This is a genomic window from Pseudomonas sp. HLS-6 TE3448 (assembly GCF_053629555.1).
The window spans coordinates 3698583-3720046 of sequence record NZ_JBRJIO010000001.1 but is presented as its reverse complement, the minus strand read 5'-3'; the positions used below and the strand labels follow the sequence as shown (position 1 = coordinate 3720046).

The window sequence follows — 21464 nt, the reverse complement described above, 5'->3', positions numbered from 1 at the left end:
TCCATGACCAGCAGCCCTTTACCCAAAACTGCCCTTCGCGGAGGGCAGGTAACGGCCAGAAGCGATCGCTCGATTATTTACTATCAAACGCGATAGTTAGGCCTGTTTCTGAGCACTTGCTCAGGGCGTCTAGGTATCCATGAGGACACAGTCGTCACCTCCCGTTTTCTGAGACTGATGAGCAAATTTCATGAACCCTTGCCGATTTAACCGTCTAGTGCCCGCTCATTAGCTCGCTTACTGTTCTCCCAACGCCAAATGTCGGGAGATCCAAATGCACAAGCGCACACTCGGAAGCAGTTCACTCGAAGTGTCAGCCCTGGGCTTGGGTTGCATGGGCTTGAGCCATGGCTACGGCCCGGCGACTGACACACAACAAGCCATTGCTCTGATCCGATCGGCGGTTGACCGAGGCGTCACGCTCTTCGATACCGCCGAGGTTTACGGCCCTTACCTGAACGAACAAGTCGTGGGCGAAGCCCTGGCACCGGTGCGTGATCAAGTGGTCATCGCCACCAAGTTCGGCTTCACCTTCGGCGACGACAATAAACAGCAGATTCTCAACAGCCACCCCGAGCACATCCGGGTCGCTGTCGAGGGTTCGTTGCGTCGACTGAAGACCGATTACATCGATTTGCTTTACCAGCACCGCGTCGATCCGGACGTGCCGATCGAGGACGTCGCCGGAGTAGTGAAGGATTTGATTGGCGAAGGCAAGGTCAAGCACTTCGGCCTGTCGGAGGCCGGTGCGCAGACCATTCGCCGTGCGCATGCGGTGCAGCCGGTCACAGCGCTGCAAAGCGAATACTCGCTGTGGTGGCGCGAGCCTGAGCAGGAAATCCTGCCGACGCTTTGGGAGTTGGGCATCGGCTTAGTGCCGTTCAGCCCATTGGGCAAAGGTTTTCTCACCGGCACGGTGTCGGCGGAGGCCACTTACGGCAGCGACGATTTCCGCAGCGTCGTCCCGCGTTTCCGCCGGTCGGCGCTGCAAGCCAATCAGGGCCTGGTGGTGTTGATCCGTCAGATCGCCGCGCAGAAACAAGCCACACCCGCACAGATCGCGCTGGCATGGCTGCTCGCGCAGGCGCCGTGGATTGTGCCGATTCCGGGGACGACCAAACTGCATCGTCTGGAAGAAAACCTCGGCGGCGCAGACATCACGCTCGACGCCTTCGAACTGAAGGCAATTGATACAGCATTGGCGCAGATCCGCATCGAAGGCGAGCGTTATCCCGAGGCCCTCAAGGCGCGTGTCGGTCGATGAGCAACGATCATGATCCGCTGCGGCGCACGGTGATCGCCGCACTGGCCAGCGCCCCGCTGCTATCGCTCGCCGACACGCAAGGCGCTAGTGAAACACCGCGCTCAGGCTCGCGGATTCTGGTCGCGTATTTCTCGCGCTCGGGCAATACCCGCGTCGTTGCAGGGCTGATCCAGCGTGGACTGAGTGCCGATCTCTTCGAGATTCGCCCGACCCACGCCTACCCCGAGGACTATCTGCAAACCGTGGAGCAGGCGCGTCAGGAGCGTGACAGCGGCTTCGAACCCGAGCTGCAAAGCAAGATTCACGCCCTCAGCGACTACGACACGATCTATCTCGGTTTTCCGATCTGGGGTGAAACCGCCCCGCCGATCGTGCGCGCCTTTCTCAGCGCCCACGACCTGACCGGCAAGACCCTCATCCCCTTCAACACCCACGGGGGTTATGGCTTGGGCAACAGTCGCAGCGTGCTGGTCGAGCACGCGCCGAAGGCTAGGGTTCTGAAGGGATTTGTGATGGAGAGTGAGCAGGAGCGCAAGACTATGGAACGCGTGAACGCCTGGCTGAGCGATCACCCCCGCACGCGTTAATCGAATTCTGTACGGAGTGACATCATGAAAATCCGCACGTTGGGTAATGGCCTGGAAGTGTCCGCACTGGGCCTGGGCTGCATGAGCATGACCTCGGCCTATGGGCCGGCTGCCGACAAAGCCGGCATGATCAAGCTGATTCGTTCGGCTCACGAGCAAGGCATCACCCTGTTCGACACCGCTGAAGCGTATGGCCCGTTCGCTAATGAAGAACTGCTGGGCGAGGCCTTGCAGCCGATTCGCGAGCAGGTCGTCATCGCTACCAAGTTCGGCTTCGATATCGACCTGATCACCGGCGCACGCGGCGGCGGCACCAACAGCCGCCCGGAGCATATCCGCGCCGTGGCCGAGGCATCGTTGAGGCGCCTGCGCACCGACTGCATCGACCTTTTTTATCAGCACCGCGTTGATCCGCAGGTACCCATCGAAGACGTCGCCGGTACCGTCAAGGAGCTGATCGCCGAGGGGAAGGTCAAGCATTTCGGCCTGTCTGAGGCGGGTGTGGAAACCATTCGCCGGGCACACGCGGTGCAAGCGGTTACGGCGGTACAGAGCGAATATTCGCTGTTCTGGCGAGGCCCAGAGCTGGAACTGCTGGCAGTGCTGGAAGAACTGCGGATCGGCTTCGTACCGTTCAGCCCGCTCGGCGCCGGTTTCCTCACCGGTCAAATCGACGAGCACACGCAGTTCGACGCCAGCGATTTCCGCAACTTTGTACCACGCTTTTCCCCTGAAGCCCGCAAGGCCAATCTGGCGCTGGTCGACGTGGTGAAAGCCGTCGCGCATCGCAAACACGCCACACCGGCGCAAGTGGCGCTGGCTTGGTTGCTCGCACAGAAAACGTGGATTGTGCCGATCCCGGGCACGACCAAACCCCATCGACTCGAAGAGAACCTGGGCGCAGTCGAGCTTCAATTGACCAGTGACGATCTGCGCGTGATCAACGAGCAGATGGCGCAGATTCAGGTGCAAGGTGAACGCCTGCCAGAATCGGCACTGAAGATGACAGGACTCTGAGTCTGCCCAACGCGCCGCCACGTGCGGCGCCGCTTTCACGCCTGACCGGAGTTGACCCGATGAACCGATTGATCGCACCACTCGTTGCTTTGTCATGCATGGCGGCAGAATCCCAGGCCGCCAGCGAAATCCGCGTTACGCCGAACGGCTCGCAGCCCTCGGTCAAGGGCGCGGCGCAAAACTTTACCGGCACAGTGCGCGTTGATGGCCTGTTTAAAGGTGATGCGCCGGCGCGCATCGGCGGCGGCACGGTGACCTTCGAGCCCGGCGCACGCACGGCGTGGCACACCCATCCGCTGGGGCAAACGCTGATCGTCACCGCAGGCGTCGGATACGTGCAGCAAGAGGGCGGCCCGCGAGAGGAAATCCGACCGGGCGACACTGTCTGGATTCCGCCGCATACCCGTCACTGGCATGGCGCCACGGCCAGCAACGGCATGACCCACATCGCCATCGCTGAAGCCGAGGACGGCAAGACCGTCACCTGGGCGGAACAGGTATCGGAGGCGCAGTACGCCGGCCAATGAAGTTACGGAATGTGTCGAAGTTGCTCTCCCGGCACCTTTGTCACAAACCGTCATGCGCCCTAGAGGCCCCGTATCAGTGGGGTCGCGCCGGAATTGCAGCGGTTATGTCAATGTCGACTCATGAGTTCTGCTCAGAAGTCCATGCGAAATTTCGGGATTAATCGCAACAACCATCCTCCGTACGATCCAGTGACACCGCAGTGACCCGCAATGGATGGAGCCTTTCACGATGACCACTGACGCACGCAATAGCACTGCCCTCCCCACACTCATGGCACTTTGTCTGGGCATCGGGGCGATGTTCAGCGTTACCACTCAAGCAGCCGAGGCATCGCAGACCATGGCCAGCACGCCAGCCAGCGCAGCTACCTTGTCGCGCCAACAACAAACGATTCCCCTGATCGCCGCGTTCATGGCAACCAGCGACATACCCAACCTCAACACCGCGCTCAATCAAGGGCTCGATGCCGGCTTGACCATCAGCGAAACCCGGGAAATTCTGGTGCAGCTATACGCCTATGTGGGCTTCCCCCGCAGCCTCAACGCCTTGAACGAGCTGATGACGGTGGTGCAGACGCGCAAACAGCGCGGTATCGAAGACGCGCCGGGGCTTGAGCCGAGCCGGGCGATTCCGATCGGGAATGAGCTGCTGGCCGCCGGAACCGCGAATCAAACCAGGATCTCCGGCGCCCCGGTCAAAGGCCCGGTGTTCGAGTTCGCTCCGGTGATCAACCGGTTCCTGCAAACCCACCTGTTCGGCGACATCTTCGAGCGCGACAACCTCGACTGGCAAAGCCGCGAACTGGCGACCGTCGGGGCGCTGGCCGCAACGCCAGGTGTCGAGCCGCAATTGCGCTCACACATGGCGGCGAGCTTGCGCGTCGGTCTGAGCACGGCACAGTTGCTCGAGGTCACGGAACTGCTGAAAAAACACGGCGATGCGCAGACGGCTGAACGTGCCAATACCGCGTTGACCCAGGCCCTCGCGGCTTCGGGGAAATGACATGAAATCTGTAAAGTACCTGCTGAGCATCACGCTGTTGAGCCTGTTGGCGGCCTGCGCGAACCAACCCGATGGCTCGTTGCTGATTCAACAACAAGGCAGCTTCGCCGCCGGCGGAACGGTGACAACTGCACCGGGCACCTTCAACCCGCACAAACCGATGACGCCCAACGGCCAGACCTACCACGGTGACCACGTATACGCCTTCTATCAGATTCCGGTGGATGCGCGAAAACTGCCCATCGTCATGTGGCACGGTGCGGGTCAGTTTTCCAAGACCTGGGAAACTACCGCCGATGGTCGCGAAGGCTTTCAGAACATCTTTCTGCGCCGCCATTACGGCGTCTATCTGATCGATCAGCCACGGCGTGGCGATGCCGGGCGCAGCATGGTCGAGGCCACAATCAAGCCTGTGCCTGACGAGCAACTGTGGTTCAACCAGTTCCGCATCGGCCTGTGGCCCAACTACTTCAACGGCGTGCAAGTGGCACAGGATGCCCAGACCCGCGAGCAGTTTTTCCGGGCGATGACGCCGAACACCGGGCCGTTCGACATGGGCGTGGTCTCTGATGGCGTGTCAGCACTGTTCGACAAAATCGGCCCGGGGATTTTATTCACCCATTCGCAAGGTGGCGGGCCGGGCTGGTTGACGGCGATCAAGAACACCAAGGTGAAAGCCATTGTTGCGTTCGAGCCAGGCAGCAGCTTCGTGTTCGCTCAAGGTGAAGTGCCTGCGCCGATTCCCAGCGCGTTCGACACAGTGCAAGGCGCGGCGGTGCCGATGGAGCAATTCATGGCTCTCACGCGCATTCCGATTCTGATCCTTTACGGCGACAACATCCCGGAGCAGGCGGTCGACCTGCCCGCTCAGGACAGTTGGCGCGCACGCCTGAAAATGGCCCGACTCTGGCGTGACGCGGTCAATCGCCACGGCGGTGATGTGCGACTGATCCACCTGCCGGAGATCGGCATTCACGGCAATACCCACTTCCCCATGTCGGATCTGAACAACGTGCAGATCGCTGACCTGGTCGCGCAGTTCCTCAAAGAAAACCAGCTGGACTGACCCAAATACTTTTGCCACTGCCGCCCTTTTGATTGCTCAGGAGCTTCACGTGAAAAACACACTCAAAGCCACATTCATGTCGGCATTGGTCGGCCTCTCCGCGGGCGAAGCCTTGGCCGCCGATTACAAAAAGAACCCGTTCACCCTCGCCTACGACGGCGCGATCAGCAAGAACGAACCGGGCAAGGTCAACATCCATCCGGTCAGCTACAAGCTCAACGGTCTGGATATCGCCGCCAACGTGTACACACCGGCTAACTATGACGCGAAAAAGACCTACCCGACCGTGGTCGTTGCACACCCCAATGGCGGCGTGAAAGAACAAGTCGCCGGTCTGTACGCGCAACGCCTGGCCGAACAGGGCTACATCACCATCACGGCCGATGCGGCGTATCAGGGTGCCAGCGGTGGTCAGCCGCGCAGCATCGATAAACCGGCGTATCGCATCGAAGACATTCACGGCATGGCCGACTTCATCAGCCAGTTTGCCGGCGTCGATGACAAGCGTCTGGGCCTGCTCGGCATCTGTGGTGGCGGTGGTTATTCGCTGGCGGCAGCGCAAACCGACAAACGCTTCAAATCGCTGGCAACGGTGAGCATGTTCAACTCGGGCCGGGTACGTCGCAACGGCTACAACGACTCGCAAATGGACAGCATTCAGCAACGCCTGCAACAGGCGTCAGCAGCCCGCGCGCAAGAGGCGGCCGGCGGCGCGGTGCTGTATTCGGGCGATGCCAACCTCGCCGACGAGCAGATTGCCAAACTGCCCTTCGAGCTGTATCGCCAAGGTTATGAGTACTACTGGAAGACCCACGCGCACCCGAACTCGACCTTCAAATACACCACCAGCAGCCTGATCGACTTGATGCGTTTCGACGCCACTGACCATATCGAGCTGATCAACCAACCGTTGCTGATGATCGCTGGCAGCAAAGCCGACAGCCTGTACATGACGCAGGACGCCTTTCCGAAAGCCACCGGCACCACCGACAAGGAAGTGTTTATCCTCGACGGCGCGACCCACATCGAAACCTATTGGGTGCCGCGTTATGTCGATGCCGCGATTGGCAAACTGACCGCGTTTTACGCCCGCACCTTGTAATCAACTCTCTTGGGGGTCGCGCATCCGTGTGCAACCTGCTTTCATGGATTAATCCCGCGCCCCTCATGAGAGGTTCTCATCAATGTCCCGCGCCAATCTCAACGACCTGCAAGCCTTCGTGATAATCACCCGCGAAGGCAGTTTCACCCGCGCGGCCGCCCAGCTTGGCGTTTCGCAGTCGGCGCTGAGCCACACCATGCGCGCGCTGGAAAGCCGATTGGGTGTGCGCCTGCTAACGCGTACCACGCGCAGCGTTTCGCCGACCGAGGCGGGTCAGCGGCTGTATCAGTCAATGGCGCCGCGGTTCGATGAGATTGAACTCGAACTGGCCGCAGTCAGCGAGTTTCGTGACACCCCGGCAGGCAATGTGCGGATTCAAGCATCCGAACATGCCGCCAACAATATTCTGTGGCCCAAGCTTTTAAAGGTGCTTCCCGACTATCCGGACATCAAAGTCGAAATCACCGTCGACTACGCCCTCTCCGACATCGTCGCGCAACGCTATGACGCCGGTGTACGCCTGGGAGATCAGGTGGCTAAGGACATGATCGCCGTTCCTATCGGGCCACCCTTGCGCATCGCAGTCGTGGGCTCACCTGAGTATTTCAACAAGCGGCCAGTGCCGAAGGTGCCCGGTGATCTGGCGGCGCAAAATTGCATCAATCTGCGCCTCCCCACCCATGGCAACCTGATGCAATGGGATTTTGAAAAGGATGGTCACGAACTGAAGGCCCGTGTCGAAGGGCAATGGACATTCAACAGCAGCCTGCCGATCCTGCGTGCGGCCGTGGCGGGATGTGGCTTGGGTTTCCTGCCGGAGGACATGGTGGCGAAAGAGCTAGCCAACGGTAGCCTTGTGCGGGTGTTGGAAGATTGGTGCCAACCCTTTGCCGGTTACCATCTCTACTACCCCAATCGCCGTGAACATTCATCAGCGTTTGGCGTTGTAGTTGAAGCGTTACTCTACAAGCGCTGAGTCATCGACCTTCAAGGCATCTGAATTCTACCCGCCCCACAAACCCGCGAATGAGCAGATGCTTTTGATCGATTGCAGTCGTACGCGACCGGTTGAATCCACAACCCATAGCGGTCATTGGGAATGGCAGGAATCGGCCAGGAGCCTTCACTCCATGCACGTACAAAAAGAGGATCGATTCAGTTTTCGATTCAGTCGCATATCCTACTGTGAGGCGAATTGACTGAACCCTCCACGCAGATACCGTCGATAAACATATCCAAGAGGATAAACTTACCCTGCGAGCATAGCTCACTTCCTCGCAACGATTTGTGCAAGAGCAATCCGCCCCTCTTGCAGGTTTCGACCCTGATTCTGCGCCATTACCTTGAAATCAGCGCCAAGCAGCAAATGGAATCCAAGGGATGGTAAGCCTTCTTTCTGGATCTTCTCGGCCAGGGTCACAAACCACGCGCGCGCCGCTTCTGTTGTGTCAGACCAGTCGGTAATCGTGAATGCTGCTTCCTCGAGAAGCGCGCGCAACTCAGTTGGCGACACGAGGAAACTCGTATCCGGTGTGCGCGCCCACGGAACTGGAAACAGCACCGGGCCAGACGGACCAGCAAGTACATCGTAGATAGCGAGCGTGCCGCCCGGCTTTAGAACGCGGTGCATTTCCTTGTACAGCCGCGTCTTGTCCGGGATGTTCATTGCCACATGCTCCGTCCATACGACATCGAATGTCTGGTCATCAAATGGCAGCTTGGTGGCGTCGCCTTGGCGGTAGTCGACGAGGTGTGCAAGGCCAGTCTTGGCCGAGAGCATCGAAGCAGCGCGGCAGTACTCGTCTGTAAGGTCGATGCCCGTGACACGGCAACCGAACTCCTTCGCCAGGCAACGCGAGGTCCCGCCTACGCCGCTACCCACATCAAGTACGTGCTTTGATGCATCGAGCCCTGCAGCCCGGGCAAGCTCGAGCGTCGCCGCCCGGCCGCGGATATGAAACTGGTCGATGAGCGCCAAGTCTTCGGGCGTGAGGTGGGTTTATGTCCTTGCCCGCTTTCTCCAGCGCCGTCAGTATGACGTCTCCCAAATCCGCACGGGTGTAGTGCGTCTGGATTGCTTCATTGATACGCGTTTGCATAGACACGGTCCTCCTCATATTGGCGCTGCCTGACGTGTGATGAGGCGCACCTGCCCGTTTATCCTAGGTCACCTTCCGCGGTGAATCACGGTGTGGGCTATGCTGCCATTCTCGCTGCGTTCTCGAATACCGGCCAGTGGCGGACGCCCATAATCCTGACTTAACCACCCACTGCAATACTCTGCACCTCGACACACCGCGCCCGGATGAACCGTAAAAAATTATGGGGCCCTGCTCCTGATCAACAGGCTATAGCTAAGCAGGCCCATGGCAATAGATTGCTCACACCGCAGTCGGGCTGAACTAACTTTCTGTAAAGGAGATACACCATGACCTCTACCCAAACGCTGCAAGGAAAAGTCGCTTTCGTTCAAGGTGGCTCCCGCGGTATCGGTGCGGCCATCGTCAAACGCCTGGCCCGTGAAGGCGCGGCAGTAGTTTTCACCTATGTATCGTCTACCGAGCGGGCCAATGTTCTGGTCAGTGAAGTGGTTGCCGCTAGTGGTAAGGCACTTGCCCTCAAGGCCGACAGCGCTGATGCCGCAGCCGTGCAACAGGCCATTCGTACGGCAGTCGAGCACTTCGGCGGCCTGGATATTTTGGTCAACAACGCCGGCGTGCTGGCCTGGGGCAACACTGAGGAAATCACCCTGGAGCAGCTTGACCACACCTTGGCGGTGAACGTGCGCAGTGTATTCGTCGCCAGCCAGGAAGCTGCCAAACATATGCTCGACGGCGGGCGCATCATCAATATCGGCAGCACCAACGCCGAACGCATCCCGGTTGCTGGCGGCGCAGTGTACGCCATGAGCAAATCGGCGCTGGTCGGCTTGGCCAAAGGCATGGCCCGCGACCTGGGCCCGCGCTGCATCACCGTGAACAACGTGCAACCCGGCCCGGTGGACACTGAGATGAACCCGGCCGATGGTGAGGGCGCCGAGTACCTGAAAGGTCTGATGGCACTGGATCGTTACGGCAAGGCCGAGGAAATTGCCGGCTTTGTCGCCTACCTGGCCGGCCCGGAAGCAGGCTACATCACCGGCGCCAGCTTGACGATTGATGGGGGGTTCTCGGCCTAGTTCTTTGCGCCCCGGAGCCCGCTATTTGCTCGCCCCGGGGCGCCTCTGTTCTGCCTGCGCACCTGAATGGCTGCAGTTGACCGGTTTCAACTGGTATTGGCAGCCATCAAACGCCCTCAGTACCTCTTTTGCAAATCTCCAGCACTAGACTCCGAAGCCATTGATGAGCGGGGTCAGCTCCATATCTTGGATGCCAAAGCAAAGAAACGGTGAACTCTGCGGTGCGAACCGGAAGCGCAAAGCTATGCATCCCCTGGCGCAAACTTGCAGTATGGCGCTCAGGAACGCTAGCGATCAGATCAGACCCCCGGGCCAAACCCAGAGCGGTCGAAAAGCCTCCGACGATCGTAACAACCTTGCGCGTCAGTCCAAGAGACATCAAAGCGTCATCAATCGGGCCTTTGTCCAGCCCCTCTCGTGACACAAAGATATGTTTGCCTGCAGCATACTCAGTAGGCGTTACTTTCTCACGACTAAGTGGATGTCCTGATCGCACAACGCCAACATAGTTGTCCCTGAACAAGGCCTGCCCCCGCAACTCAGGAGCGGTCGAGAGTTCTATCACACCGGTTTCCAGATCAACAATCCCATCGCGAAGAGGCTGGCTGTCTTTGTCTGGCTTCTGCAAAAAACACAGTCGCACTCCAGGGGCATCTTCCTCGATGCGTGCGATAAGCTCGGGCCCAAAGCACTCCACAAAACCTTCGCTAGTCCTAAGAGTAAACGTTCTAACGAGTTGACTGAAGTCGAGCATCTGTGTAGGACGCAACACATCCTGCGCATCCATCACCAGTTGACTGACACGGTCACGGAGCTCTAGCGCTCTAGGTGTTGGCACAAGCGCCCGACCCGCCCTGACCAAAAGTGGATCGCCCGTTGTTTCCCGCAACCGCGAAAGCGCTCGGCTCATGGCCGACGGGCTAAGGTGCAGGCGCTTGGCTGCGCGAGCAACACTCCCTTCAGCGAGGACCGCATCAAGGGTAATCAGCAGATTGAAATCTGGAATCGTCATGGGTTGATGTTAGCGCACCCCACAGGTGATAGGGCGTCAAACGCATCAATAAAGTGCAAGTGGTGCGTCTTCCGCCATGCACCATTGCTACCTACAGTTCGAGCTATCGGGACATCCGTACTGAACTAGATAGGGGAAGCATGTATGAACTCATTGGACAAATTCGTTAGCAACGTCAGGTCAATTTGGGGGCCTCTGAGCGCTGAGTTAGTTGCAGGCTGTCAACAGCAACTGGATGAACTCTTGGATACCCCTATCTCGGAGCAGTGGTTGGCAACATTGCACCTGGAAGCATTGGCGCAACAAGAAGTTTACAGAGACCCGACAAGTGGATTCATGCTGTTGGCGCACACTGAACCTGAAGGGCTCTATCGGCCTCCACATGATCATGGAAGAGGATGGGTAATTTATGCGGTTCAGCAGGGTGCTATCGAAATGGGCACCTATTCCCGGATCAAGGACCAGGACGGTAGGGTGAAACTCGTAAAACGGGGCTCCACTGTAATTTGCTCCGGACAAACTCAGGTGTACCTGCCTGGCGACATTCACGATACGCGCTGTATAGATGGGCCCGCGCTGTTATTCCGGTTTACCGAACGGGATCTGAAGAAAGAGGACAAAGAGGCCCAAAGGCTGACGAGGTATGTCGAGCAAGACGGTGCCTGGGTGCCGGAGGCAAGGCGGTGAAACCTCGCCCTAATAGCGCCAGGACGTTGCGGCTCTGCGCAGAACCGTTGCGCTCATGCAAACAACCTGAATCAGCATCGTCGGCAAGATACCCTTCGCCACACTCAACAGATGCGGATTCAGACCTGCCCGAGCCATTATGTGCAATTGCGATCGGTTCCGTGCTGGCGGCCATGGTTCTGGTGGTACTGAACACGGTGATAGTAAACGTCGCCCTGCCAACGATTGCCGGATCGTTAAAGGTCTCCGCTGCGATGTCCGTCTGGATTGTGACGGCTTACCAGACAGCACTGCTAATGGCTCTACTGCCATGCGCTGCACTGGGTGAAAGCATGGGCTATCGCCGGGTATTCCGATGGGGTGTTGTGCTGTTCACAGGCACCACTTTGTTGTGTGCTTTGGCTCCCTCCATAACCTGGCTCATCGCTGCCCGTTTTTTACAAGGACTTGGAGGAGCGGCAGTCATGGCACTGGGGATTGCGCTACTTCGCACAGTAGTACCGCATCGGCAGCTCGGTGCCGCGATAGGCTGGAATGCCCTTGCTGTAGCACTATCATCGGCAGCGGGGCCGGTAATCGGGGCGGCAATACTCTCGGTGACCAACTGGCCTTGGCTCTTCGCTGTACACCTCCCCTTAGGCGTGCTGGTACTGATAGCAGCCAGTGCATTACCTCGCACTGAGGGCACTGCTCGTAGGATGGACCTGCTGAGCGTGTTGTTGAATGCGGGTGTATTTGCAACGTTGGTCATCGCAGCCTGGATCATCACAGACAAGCCCGCGCTTGCTAGCGCTCTCATGGCCATCTCAGCCATTCAATTGACGTTGCTGGTAAGACGGGAAATGCCCAAAAAAACGCCACTGATCCCGCTTGATTTGCTTAGATCCCATTCATTCCGCATTTCAGTGATCGCCTCGACCTTTTGCTTTGCGGGACAGACCGCAGGAATGGTCGCACTGCCCTTTTACCTGCAGCACAATTTAGGACTAGGGGCGGTTAAGGCAGGCCTCTTTATGATTCCCTGGCCATTGACCGTTGCAATCGTGGCACCGCTCGCTGGCCGCCTTGCAGACCGAACCTCGATGGCTCGCCTTTGCTCCATAGGCGGCTTGTGTCTAGCTACCGGGCTGGGGGGCACCTCACTGTGCCAACCGACGGGCCAATACCTTCTGCTTGTAGCACTGACAGTGCTGTGCGGCTTGGGTTTCAGCCTTTTCAATGTGGCCAACAATCGTAATATGTTCCTATCTACGCCCGTAGAGCGAAGTGGTGCCACCGGGGGCATGCAGGGCACTGCTCGGCTGCTCGGGCAAACCGCTGGAGCAGTGATTATGGCGCTGCTCTTTAAACTGTTCCCAATCGAATCCGCACCTCAGATCTGTCTTGGTACCGGAGCTATTCTGACGTTGGTCGCTGCCCTGACAAGCACGCTGCAACGTAAAAAGATCGCAAGCATCTATTCGCAAGTTTCATAAGCCCTTTATCACTGCAATCTGTTCCTGTTCATCTATTGTTAAGGTCCGCTTCTCGTCGATAACAATACAGAGGCGCCCAGCAAACGCCTGACAAAAAAAAGCCAGGCAGTGCCTGGCTTTTCACGGCTGCGCTATTAGCGGCACAGCTCCGACACATTGGCCCGCGCCGTGTGCAGTTTTTTATAGCTCTCGATCAGACGCAGGTGCCTGTCGAGCCCCTCCAGTTTCATGCTCGTAGGCGTCAAGCCGAAGAAGCGCACGCTGCCGTCCACTGACCCCAACACGGCGTCCATCCGCGGGTTGCCAAACATCCGGCGGAAATTGACTTCGTAATCTTCAAGCGCCAGGTCATCGTCCAACAGCACTTCCAGCACCACGTTCAAGGCCTGATAAAACAAACCGCGCTCGACCGTGTTGTCGTTAAACTGCAGGAAGGCTTCCACCAGCTCTTTCGCCTCTTCAAATTTCTGCAAGGCGAGATAGATCAGCAGCTTCAGCTCTAGAATCGTCAGCTGACCCCAGGCGGTATTGTCGTCAAACTCGATACCGATCAAGGTGGCTATGTCGGTGTAGTCGTCCAGTTCACTGTCTTCTAAACGCTCGACCAGTGCTTCCAGGCCGGCGTCATCCAGACGGTGCACGTTCAAGATATCCTCGCGGAAGAACAACGCTTTGTTGGTGTTATCCCAGATCAGATCTTCTACCGGATAAATCTCCGAATAGCCCGGTACCAGAATGCGGCAGGCGGTTGCGCCGAAATGCTCGTACACCGCCATGTACACTTCCTTGCCCATGTCTTCGAGAATGCCGAACAAGGTCGCAGCTTCCTCGGCATTGGAGTTTTCACCTTCGCCGGAGAAGTCCCACTCAACAAATTCGAAATCAGCTTTGGCACTGAAGAAGCGCCACGACACCACACCGCTGGAGTCGATAAAGTGCTCAACAAAGTTGTTCGGCTCAGTCACTGCATTGCTTTCAAAGGTAGGCTGAGGCAAATCGTTCAGGCCTTCAAAACTGCGGCCCTGCAGCAGTTCCGTCAGGCTGCGTTCCAGCGCCACCTCAAAGCTTGGGTGCGCCCCGAACGAGGCAAATACGCCGCCAGTACGCGGGTTCATCAAGGTGACGCACATCACCGGGTACGCCCCGCCAAGCGACGCGTCCTTCACCAGCACCGGGAAGCCCTGCTCTTCCAACCCCTGAATACCGGCGAGAATAGCGGGGTATTTCGCCAGCACGTCGTGCGGGACATCAGGCAGTGCGATTTCACCTTCCAGAATTTCGCGCTTCACCGCACGCTCGAAAATTTCCGACAGGCATTGCACCTGCGCTTCAGCCAGCGTATTACCGGCACTCATGCCATTGCTGAGGAACAGGTTTTCGATCAGGTTGGACGGGAAATACACCACCTCACCATCCGACTGGCGCACATACGGCAGAGAACAGATGCCGCGCTCTACGTTGCCAGAGTTGGTGTCGTACAGGTGCGAGCCACGTAGCTCGCCGTCAGGGTTGTAAATTTCCAGGCAATACTCGTCGAGAATCTCAGCCGGCAGTGCATCTTTACGGCCAGGCTTGAACCAGCGCTCGTTCGGGTAATGCACGAACGCCGCATTGGCGATGTCTTCGCCCCAAAACTGGTCGTTGTAGAAGAAGTTGCAGTTCAGCCGCTCGATAAACTCGCCCAACGCCGACGCCAGTGCGCTTTCCTTGGTCGCGCCCTTGCCGTTGGTGAAGCACAGTGGCGAGTGCGCATCGCGAATGTGCAGCGACCATACGTTGGGGACGATATTGCGCCACGAAGCGATTTCAATCTTCATGCCCAGGCCCGCCAAAATTCCCGACATGTTGGCGATGGTCTGTTCCAGTGGCAGGTCCTTGCCGGGGATGTACGTGCTCGCGTCTGACGCTGAGTTCAGCATCAGCAATGCCTGGGCGTCGGCATCCAGGTTTTCCACCTCTTCAATCACAAACTCAGGCCCGGTTTGCACCACCTTCTTTACCGTACAACGGTCGATGGAGCGCAAAATGCCCTGGCGGTCTTTTTCGGAAATATCCGCTGGCAACTCCACCTGAATCTTGAAGATCTGGTTGTAGCGGTTTTCCGGATCAACAATATTGTTCTGCGAGAGGCGAATGTTGTCGGTGGGAATATTGCGCGTTTGGCAATACAACTTCACAAAGTAAGCCGCACACAAAGCCGATGAAGCCAGAAAGTAATCGAACGGACCCGGTGCGGAGCCATCACCCTTGTAGCGGATAGGTTGATCGGCCACCACCGTAAAGTCATCGAACTTGGCTTCAAGCCGAAGGTTGTCGAGAAAATTAACCTTGATTTCCATGCGGGATTACCTGAATACGAGCCAAACGATTTGGCCGCCATTATCCGGCTTTTCGGCCGGAAGTCTTGTGCTTTTGAGCAATGGCCGCTGGCCGGTCCCGTCAGGCCAGGCCAGGCTAGGCTGCGCAGCAGCAACCCGCGTTGCTGCTGACGGCCTCACACCGCACCCGGCGTTCTGGCAGGCTCAGGTATTCAAGATTCAACGCCCGGTGCAGGTGAGCCTTACACCCAGCGGATACGATTGATATGAATACGGCAATGAATGCGTTTGTACTTTTAAAACACGCTGTAGTTAGTTGTGGCCGCAATAACACAATTCAAAGCAGCTGAGGATATTGACAGGCCCGATCGCATTAACGGTCGGACCTGTATTTACGCTTGCCTGACGATATCGACCGAGATCTCCACCGCCGAAATCGCGCCTCTGTTCTCAAGCCAGTGGGTGGTGTTCCTGTCCTCGGGCCACCCTACTCCCGGCCCGTAGTCCGTGGCGACACCATTGCGATGGTCAGTGATCGTACCTTGCAAGATGTAAACGGTACCTGGCCTGTCTTTATGGCTGTGCATCGGGCCGAAGACGCCTCCGGGTTCGATAGTCACCAGGCGCATTCTCAGTTGGCGCCCTGCCATGCCGGCGATCTCAGGGCCAAGGTCAAGCGTTGCAAGTAACTTCACCGTCACACCGTGTGTCTCAGGTGCTTCCTGTTCGTTGCTCATCGCGCGGTCCTCTCTGTGATCCCCCACTGCCCAACAATAGGATGTTTCGATAAGTCAGGCTACGGCATGCAAGGCCTCGGTAGACAGTTCAGCGTGCAGGCAGACGACACAGAGCACCCGTCGCAAGCACAACGATCAGCGCGACAGGTAAAAGCGTCAGGCGGTTCTACTGACCGCCGCCCCACGTGCTAATCGTGATGTTCATGGTACTGCTGCTAAAACGCATCCACATCACTGCGCTGCAGGCTTTCGCGCGGAATGAAACTGCGCCACTCCTCACCGAGCAACTCGGTTAAACGTGCCTGATCGGCGTGCTCCGTCCCCACGGCCTCGACGAACGCTTGAGCGGCCTTTTCAGGCGTTGGAAATGCCTACTGTGCGGCAGCAATGCACGACCATTCCACACTGGCGGCTATCACCAACAATCGCCCCACAACGAGCCAATGATCACCAGTGTTTGCGCTCTCGGTCGCATCCAGTGGTTGCGCCAGGCAGGAAAACCCGCTCAAGAACAGTGCTGCGGACACCGCGTAAAACAATGGAATGCGCATTGCACCTCCAATGTGGTCAGGCAGGCTTGCAACAAGTGGGTCAATGCCAGGGAGGCGAAGGCCGACTCTGCACGCTGCAGACCTCCATCTCGATGCCGTTCGTTAATGGTAGCAAACCTATAGCGTTGGCCACTCATTCACTGCAACGCATGGGGGGCAGACGCTTACGGTCTAATTGAGTCTTGGTCGGACTCAGCAGCCAGCTTCAATCGATCAGCCTTACTCACATATTTAGGCTTGTTCTTCGGCGCCAGTTTGGCACTCGCCTTTTTGGCATGAGCCTTTAACAACTGGTTTATTTTTTTACGACGGTTCATTTGTGTCTGCTCAGCATTCAATTTGGCGAATGATATCAGCTTGGAATATTCAACCCGAAGCCCTGATAACATCCCTTGTTCATGCGTAACGACTCGATCAGCCTGAGTGCCGCGTTAGCCAACACTGCCTGCGTGACGGCGTGTTAGTCGAATGTTGAGGGGCGTAGGCAACCGAGCGCCATGGCCACCAGGCTATCGAGTAACGCCGGGGATTCGAGCTGGTTCGGCATGTCCTCCAGTACGGACCGGATGACGCTGCGCAGTCCCTGCCCGAGCAAGTAAGCCGCCAAAGCAGGGTGCTCGGTGGCGATCTCATCCTGGTAAAGGTGCAGGAGCGGCAGCCATGTCGCTTCGATGAACTCTCCCGCCGTATGATAAGGGCCGCGCCACATTCCCAGGTGCAAGGCCGAGTGATAACGCAAGTGAAACGCCTTGTTCAAGTTGAACAGACGTGTTTCGACCCGAATGATATTGGCCAGAATTACCCGCAGCGCCGACTTCAAGGGCACGCCAACCAACCTTTCGCGCAGCCTCAATAATGCCTCGGATTCCTCATCGAGTACTCGCTCGTACAGCAAGGCGACGATCGCGTCCTTGTTGGGGAAATACTGGTAGATCGACCCAACTGCGACCCCTGATATTTCCGCGATGCGCGCGACGGTCAGCGCTGCCTCGCCTGCTTCATCCAGAATCTGCAGGCACGCCTGCTCCACAGCATCGACCAGTGCGCGAGAGCGTGATTGAGTCGGACGCTTGCGTAACGCAGGAAGCTGCTCCGGCTTAGACGTTGGGGCCATCGTGGTTTCATCGCCTCTCTTGCTCATGAAAACCCGAGTGCTGCGTTTATCGCCGCACCACGATTTATATATTTATCCATTTAAATCAATCACTTAACTTCAAATTCCAGGGCTTCCGGAATGCGAATATCTCAACGTTGGCGACGTGAGTATGATCATTTTCGTCGATCAGACAACGTCTAAACGCAGCGTGATACGGCCCATAAGATCGGATATTCCAACCCTACCGGGAGATTGCCTATGTCTTCATCGTTCAGCGTCCAGCCTCTTGGCCCAAACCTGGGTGCCGAGGTGCTTGATCTAGATCCCGCTTCAATCGTTTTGCCGGAAACGCTGGCGGCGCTTGAGGCGCTACTTATAAAACATGAAGCCATAGTGCTGCACGTCCCAGGGCTAAGGCCCGAGCAACATTTGGCAATGGCACGGCACTTCGGTGAGCCTGAAGTTCACACCTTCTATCCCAACCTGGGCGAAGGCTTTGAACAGATCACCGTGATCGACTCAAAGCTGGGCGACCGCGCCGATATGTGGCACCACGATGAGAGCTTTCTGCCAAGCCCACCTATCGTCACCATGACACACGCACAGATCTTGCCGCCGAGTGGCGGCGACACCTGCTGGATCAGCATGACCACGGCTTACGACGAGCTGTCCGAACGCATGAAGCGTTACCTTGAAGGCCTTGGCGCCTGGCACGACATGAACGGACCGATGACGGCCGCACTGCGCCAGAACGTTGTCACGCATGATCGCTATGTCGAGGTCATCAACATGAACCGTCGACACCTGCATCCGCTGGTTATTCAGCACCCGGTATCAGGTCGCAAGGCGTTGTATCTGAGCCCGACCTACACCACCCATATCGACGGCCTGGCCACCCAGGAAAGCGATGCGATCCTTGCCTACCTGAATGCACATTGCCAACACGTTAAATTCGGCTTCCGCCATCGCTGGCGAGTGGGTGACATGGTGCTCTGGGACAACCGCAGCGTGCTCCACAACGCCATCCTGGACTATCAACCGCATCAACGGCGCATGCAGCGTACCTCGGTATTCGCTCGCGGGCCTTTCCACGCGTAACTCTCAAGGAAACAGCCATGCAGAAGGATGAACTGAACTACGATTTGCTGACCCGTTACATACCCAGGCCAGGTCGCTATGCGCTGCTGCCTGAATTGACTCCGCGCCAGAGCGTGGCGCTACTTTGCCGGGTGTTATCTCGCGAAGGCTATAACGACCACATCGCCGGTCACATCACCGTTCGCCAGGACGATGGCACTTACCTGGCCAACCCTTGGGAACTCACCTGGGGAGAAGTGACCGCCTCGGATATCGTGCGCCTCGATCAGGAAGGCAAGGTGATCGAGGGGGAATGGAACATCACGCCGGCCATCAATCTGCATATGGATGTGCACGTAGCCCGTCATGATGTGGGCGTGGTGATCCATAACCATCCGCGATGGGGATCGGTGTGGTCGGCGGCCGGACGAATTCCGCCGATTTACGACCAGACATCCGCGTTGGTTGACACTGACCCGGTACTCTATGACGAGTATCGAGGCACGGTGGAAGACACTGCATTGGGCCGAGCTGTCGTAGATGCACTGGGCACGCATAAATGGGCGCTGCTCGCAAACCACGGCGTACTGGTGGTGGCCAATGGCATTCGCCAGGCGCACTTGCGCGCTATCACATTGGAGTGGCGCAGCCGTCTGGCCTGGCATGTCGAAACGCTAGGTGGCGGCTCACCATTGCCCGCTAGCGTCGCTCTCGCAACCGGAACGCGCACCGATACGAATGGCTTCCCGTTCCTGTGGGAAGCCATGGCACGCGAGGAAATCCGCCGCGACCCTGGCGTTCTTGAGTAAGCCTCTCTCAGCCAGGTCGGAACGGCTGTCAGAGCGTACGACTGACCGAAACCTCCAGACGCATCACGCCCCGAACGCGCGGAGCAGCGTTGTTGTGTCTGGACCACCAACAAACCCGCCTGAGTGGTGAGCCCCCTACTGAAACGTCTTTCTTTCAGATTTACGCGAGTAAAAGCTCGACCTCCACCATTGCTTGAGGCGCTGGCTGAGTGGCTGGTTGTCTTGCTTTAACTGGCCACTCAGCTTTTCAAGCCCGCTCTCGTTGCCTTGTCCAGGCCAGCTTTATGTTCTCAACGCTTGGTACAAACCTGGACATATGCCGTATTCCCACAACCGGTACCCTCCGCCCTGCGATGGTAGCGGTGAACCCGTACGTCGCACGGTAGGAAGACGAATCGACATGGTCCAATGCCTCACCGTTGCCGAATGCCTCCCACATGATCCTCGCGGCGGACGGGCTCCCCAACCCATTGCTGTACGCGATGATCAGTTCTGGTTCAGCGAGCGACATCGTCACCCGTTGGAAAAACTGCATTGATTTGCGTGTCAGTGACTCCAGGCTCGCAGCAGAGGATCCTCGCGCAACTTTTTGTATCGATGCGGCATCTTTGGAGCACATCAACAGTGCATTGGTGTAAACGGTATCGCGCCACTCAAAACCCAGTGCGGTGGGTAACTCTGTCAGGCGCCGAGCCAGGGTTTTCGGCCCCCAACCGCCATCAAGGCCATAGGCAACATTGGAAAATTCAGGCTGATCGTAACCTGCACCTATTGAACCGGCGTTGGTGTGGACGGCATCGGCAAGAGAGCCGTTAAAGCCGACCATGATCAGACGCTTGCGGCTTGGTGGTGCCGCGAGCAACTCGAAAGCGCAGTCGAAGGGGCGTGCGTTGTAATCTCCAATGGCCAGGTCGCCAAGTGCTTCAAGAATAAAATTGCGGGTTTGCAGAAGCATGACCTCGTCCTTTTGGCATAGCGGCCCATTGACATTATTGAGCCTTAACATGACTGAACAGGGTCTCAGCGAGACCGTCCACCTAGCGCAAGAGGTCAGCGGTCAGATTTTCCAGGAGCACCACCATGACCAAGATAGTCCCCGATCCCCCGCACACCAACATCCTGAAAACCACCGCCTGCGCCACGTTCGGTTCCTGCGAAGACACTCACGATCCGCTGTTCAGTGTTCGCGCCGGGCTCAACGTCGAAGACGTGCTGATCCACCTCACCATCCTGCTACGTTCCGCTTACGCCACCAATGAACAGGCCTGTCAGGTGGTCGACAGCGAAACCCGTCATCTGCTCTGGTCCACGCGCACAGCCGTTGATATGGCTCAAGGGCTGGCGCAGGCGTTACTCGGAGGCATGGAGGCCGACCGGTCAAGGCCGGAAGCACGCTAGCGGTGTATGCGGGTAGTGGCATAGCGCCCTGCCCGCTTGGTGTTCATGGCCGCCAATCAACTCACAGACGCGGCGGCACCGTTGGTGGGGTCCCCCTCACAAAGCATCTGTTTGAGGCGTTCACGCTCCTGTACGCCCGGCAGCACACCCGAGGTCAAAGCCTCCAGCACCGTGACGCCTTCTGCGTTGAGTATTATCACCTCGGCCTTTGCCTGCCCCCGCTCGTTGATGTCAGTGATGCGCCAATGGCACGTGATCTGTTCGCCTGGGTAAACCGGGCGTTTGAACTCGAATTGCATCCCTGTCGCCAGCCAACCAATCTGCCCGCCGATTTCAGTGAGAAGGCTGGCCGTCAGAAGACCGTGGGAAATGGGCGCCTTGAACCTGCGCAGTTCGGCATAGCAGGCATCGCAGTGAACCGGGTTGTAGTCCCGAGATATCTGTGCGAACTGACGAACATCGTCCTCTGAGAAACAGCGGGATACTGTAAAGCAGTCGCCGACCTGAAGACCTTCAGCAGCACGTTCTCTCGGGGTTTTCATGTGGGGTTCCTTGGCTAC

22 protein-coding genes and 1 pseudogene are annotated in these 21464 nt (G+C 57.7%); 14 read left to right on the top strand and 9 right to left on the bottom strand.

The annotated features are described in order from the left end of the window. Window positions 1-274: 274 nt before the first annotated feature. The 8 genes from AB7M23_RS17185 to AB7M23_RS17150 all read left to right on the top strand — a co-directional run bounded on the left by AB7M23_RS17185 (window position 275) and on the right by AB7M23_RS17150 (window position 7542). The gene (locus tag AB7M23_RS17185; RefSeq protein ID WP_454241459.1) at window positions 275-1264 is read left to right on the top strand and encodes an aldo/keto reductase; all 990 of its coding nucleotides are present in this window, start codon (window positions 275-277) and stop codon (window positions 1262-1264) included. After that, entirely contained in the window at window positions 1261-1851 is a 591-nt protein-coding gene (locus AB7M23_RS17180; RefSeq protein ID WP_454241458.1) for a flavodoxin, read from the top strand. Before AB7M23_RS17185 ends, AB7M23_RS17180 begins: the two co-directional genes overlap by 4 nt. A 24-nt stretch (window positions 1852-1875) precedes the next feature. Beyond that, complete coding sequence (locus tag AB7M23_RS17175; protein ID WP_454241457.1) at window positions 1876-2868, top strand: aldo/keto reductase; 993 nt, start codon at window positions 1876-1878, stop codon at window positions 2866-2868. Between the two features lie 59 nt (window positions 2869-2927). Beyond that, a complete protein-coding gene (locus tag AB7M23_RS17170) occupies window positions 2928-3395 on the top strand; it encodes a (R)-mandelonitrile lyase (RefSeq protein WP_454241456.1) in 468 nt (155 codons plus the stop codon). Window positions 3396-3624: 229 nt separating this feature from the next. Beyond that, on the top strand, window positions 3625-4398 hold the full coding sequence (locus AB7M23_RS17165; RefSeq protein ID WP_454241455.1) for a carboxymuconolactone decarboxylase family protein: 774 nt from the start codon (window positions 3625-3627) through the stop codon (window positions 4396-4398). Between the two features lie 121 nt (window positions 4399-4519). Further along, window positions 4520-5464, top strand: coding sequence for an alpha/beta hydrolase (locus AB7M23_RS17160; RefSeq protein WP_177442442.1), 945 nt, complete (start codon window positions 4520-4522; stop codon window positions 5462-5464). Between the two features lie 49 nt (window positions 5465-5513). Beyond that, window positions 5514-6566 (top strand): alpha/beta hydrolase, encoded by a 1053-nt coding sequence (locus tag AB7M23_RS17155; RefSeq protein WP_454241454.1) that lies wholly within the window; start codon window positions 5514-5516, stop codon window positions 6564-6566. 82 nt (window positions 6567-6648) lie between these two features. Further along, a complete protein-coding gene (locus tag AB7M23_RS17150) occupies window positions 6649-7542 on the top strand; it encodes a LysR substrate-binding domain-containing protein (protein WP_454241453.1) in 894 nt (297 codons plus the stop codon). A gap of 291 nt (window positions 7543-7833) precedes the next feature. On the opposite strand, the gene AB7M23_RS17145 is transcribed toward AB7M23_RS17150, so the two are convergent. Next, window positions 7834-8544, bottom strand: coding sequence for a class I SAM-dependent methyltransferase (locus AB7M23_RS17145; RefSeq protein ID WP_454241452.1), 711 nt, complete (start codon window positions 8542-8544; stop codon window positions 7834-7836). A 450-nt stretch (window positions 8545-8994) separates the two neighbouring features. On the opposite strand from AB7M23_RS17145, the gene AB7M23_RS17140 reads away from it, so the two are divergent. Next, entirely contained in the window at window positions 8995-9744 is a 750-nt protein-coding gene (locus AB7M23_RS17140; protein WP_454241451.1) for a 3-oxoacyl-ACP reductase family protein, read from the top strand. 106 nt (window positions 9745-9850) lie between these two features. Here AB7M23_RS17140 and AB7M23_RS17135 read toward each other — a convergent pair whose 3' ends face one another. Continuing rightward, entirely contained in the window at window positions 9851-10756 is a 906-nt protein-coding gene (locus AB7M23_RS17135) for a LysR family transcriptional regulator (RefSeq protein ID WP_454241450.1), read from the bottom strand. 144 nt (window positions 10757-10900) lie between these two features. Between AB7M23_RS17135 and AB7M23_RS17130 the strand changes: the two genes are divergently transcribed. Both AB7M23_RS17130 and AB7M23_RS17125 read left to right on the top strand, forming a co-directional pair. Beyond that, window positions 10901-11443, top strand: coding sequence for a hypothetical protein (locus tag AB7M23_RS17130; protein WP_454241449.1), 543 nt, complete (start codon window positions 10901-10903; stop codon window positions 11441-11443). A 161-nt stretch (window positions 11444-11604) separates the two neighbouring features. Beyond that, the gene (locus AB7M23_RS17125; protein WP_454241448.1) at window positions 11605-12918 is read left to right on the top strand and encodes an MFS transporter; all 1314 of its coding nucleotides are present in this window, start codon (window positions 11605-11607) and stop codon (window positions 12916-12918) included. 134 nt (window positions 12919-13052) lie between these two features. On the opposite strand, the gene AB7M23_RS17120 is transcribed toward AB7M23_RS17125, so the two are convergent. From AB7M23_RS17120 to AB7M23_RS17100, 5 genes and pseudogenes are all read right to left on the bottom strand, one after another. Continuing rightward, complete coding sequence (locus AB7M23_RS17120) at window positions 13053-15257, bottom strand: OsmC domain/YcaO domain-containing protein (protein WP_454241447.1); 2205 nt, start codon at window positions 15255-15257, stop codon at window positions 13053-13055. A 371-nt stretch (window positions 15258-15628) separates the two neighbouring features. Further along, a complete protein-coding gene (locus AB7M23_RS17115) occupies window positions 15629-15973 on the bottom strand; it encodes a cupin domain-containing protein (protein WP_454241446.1) in 345 nt (114 codons plus the stop codon). A gap of 218 nt (window positions 15974-16191) precedes the next feature. Then, a pseudogene (locus AB7M23_RS17110) lies at window positions 16192-16398 on the bottom strand (DUF2950 family protein); the annotation flags it as partial. 290 nt (window positions 16399-16688) lie between these two features. Continuing rightward, the gene (locus tag AB7M23_RS17105) at window positions 16689-16841 is read right to left on the bottom strand and encodes a DUF2986 domain-containing protein (protein ID WP_454241445.1); all 153 of its coding nucleotides are present in this window, start codon (window positions 16839-16841) and stop codon (window positions 16689-16691) included. A 143-nt stretch (window positions 16842-16984) separates the two neighbouring features. Next, on the bottom strand, window positions 16985-17665 hold the full coding sequence (locus AB7M23_RS17100) for a TetR/AcrR family transcriptional regulator (protein WP_102053115.1): 681 nt from the start codon (window positions 17663-17665) through the stop codon (window positions 16985-16987). A 213-nt stretch (window positions 17666-17878) separates the two neighbouring features. Between AB7M23_RS17100 and AB7M23_RS17095 the strand changes: the two genes are divergently transcribed. Together AB7M23_RS17095 and AB7M23_RS17090 are read left to right on the top strand one after the other, a co-directional pair. Then, complete coding sequence (locus tag AB7M23_RS17095) at window positions 17879-18718, top strand: TauD/TfdA dioxygenase family protein (protein ID WP_454241444.1); 840 nt, start codon at window positions 17879-17881, stop codon at window positions 18716-18718. A gap of 17 nt (window positions 18719-18735) precedes the next feature. Continuing rightward, window positions 18736-19506, top strand: a complete 771-nt coding sequence (locus tag AB7M23_RS17090) for a class II aldolase/adducin family protein (RefSeq protein ID WP_454241443.1) — start codon at window positions 18736-18738, stop codon at window positions 19504-19506. Between the two features lie 247 nt (window positions 19507-19753). Here the strand turns inward: AB7M23_RS17090 and AB7M23_RS17085 are convergent, their stop codons facing one another. Continuing rightward, a complete protein-coding gene (locus AB7M23_RS17085; RefSeq protein ID WP_454241442.1) occupies window positions 19754-20461 on the bottom strand; it encodes a hypothetical protein in 708 nt (235 codons plus the stop codon). 125 nt (window positions 20462-20586) lie between these two features. On the opposite strand from AB7M23_RS17085, the gene AB7M23_RS17080 reads away from it, so the two are divergent. Then, window positions 20587-20904 (top strand): hypothetical protein, encoded by a 318-nt coding sequence (locus tag AB7M23_RS17080; RefSeq protein WP_454241441.1) that lies wholly within the window; start codon window positions 20587-20589, stop codon window positions 20902-20904. Between the two features lie 56 nt (window positions 20905-20960). On the opposite strand, the gene AB7M23_RS17075 is transcribed toward AB7M23_RS17080, so the two are convergent. Continuing rightward, window positions 20961-21446 (bottom strand): MaoC family dehydratase, encoded by a 486-nt coding sequence (locus AB7M23_RS17075; RefSeq protein WP_454241440.1) that lies wholly within the window; start codon window positions 21444-21446, stop codon window positions 20961-20963. Window positions 21447-21464: the final 18 nt, after the last annotated feature.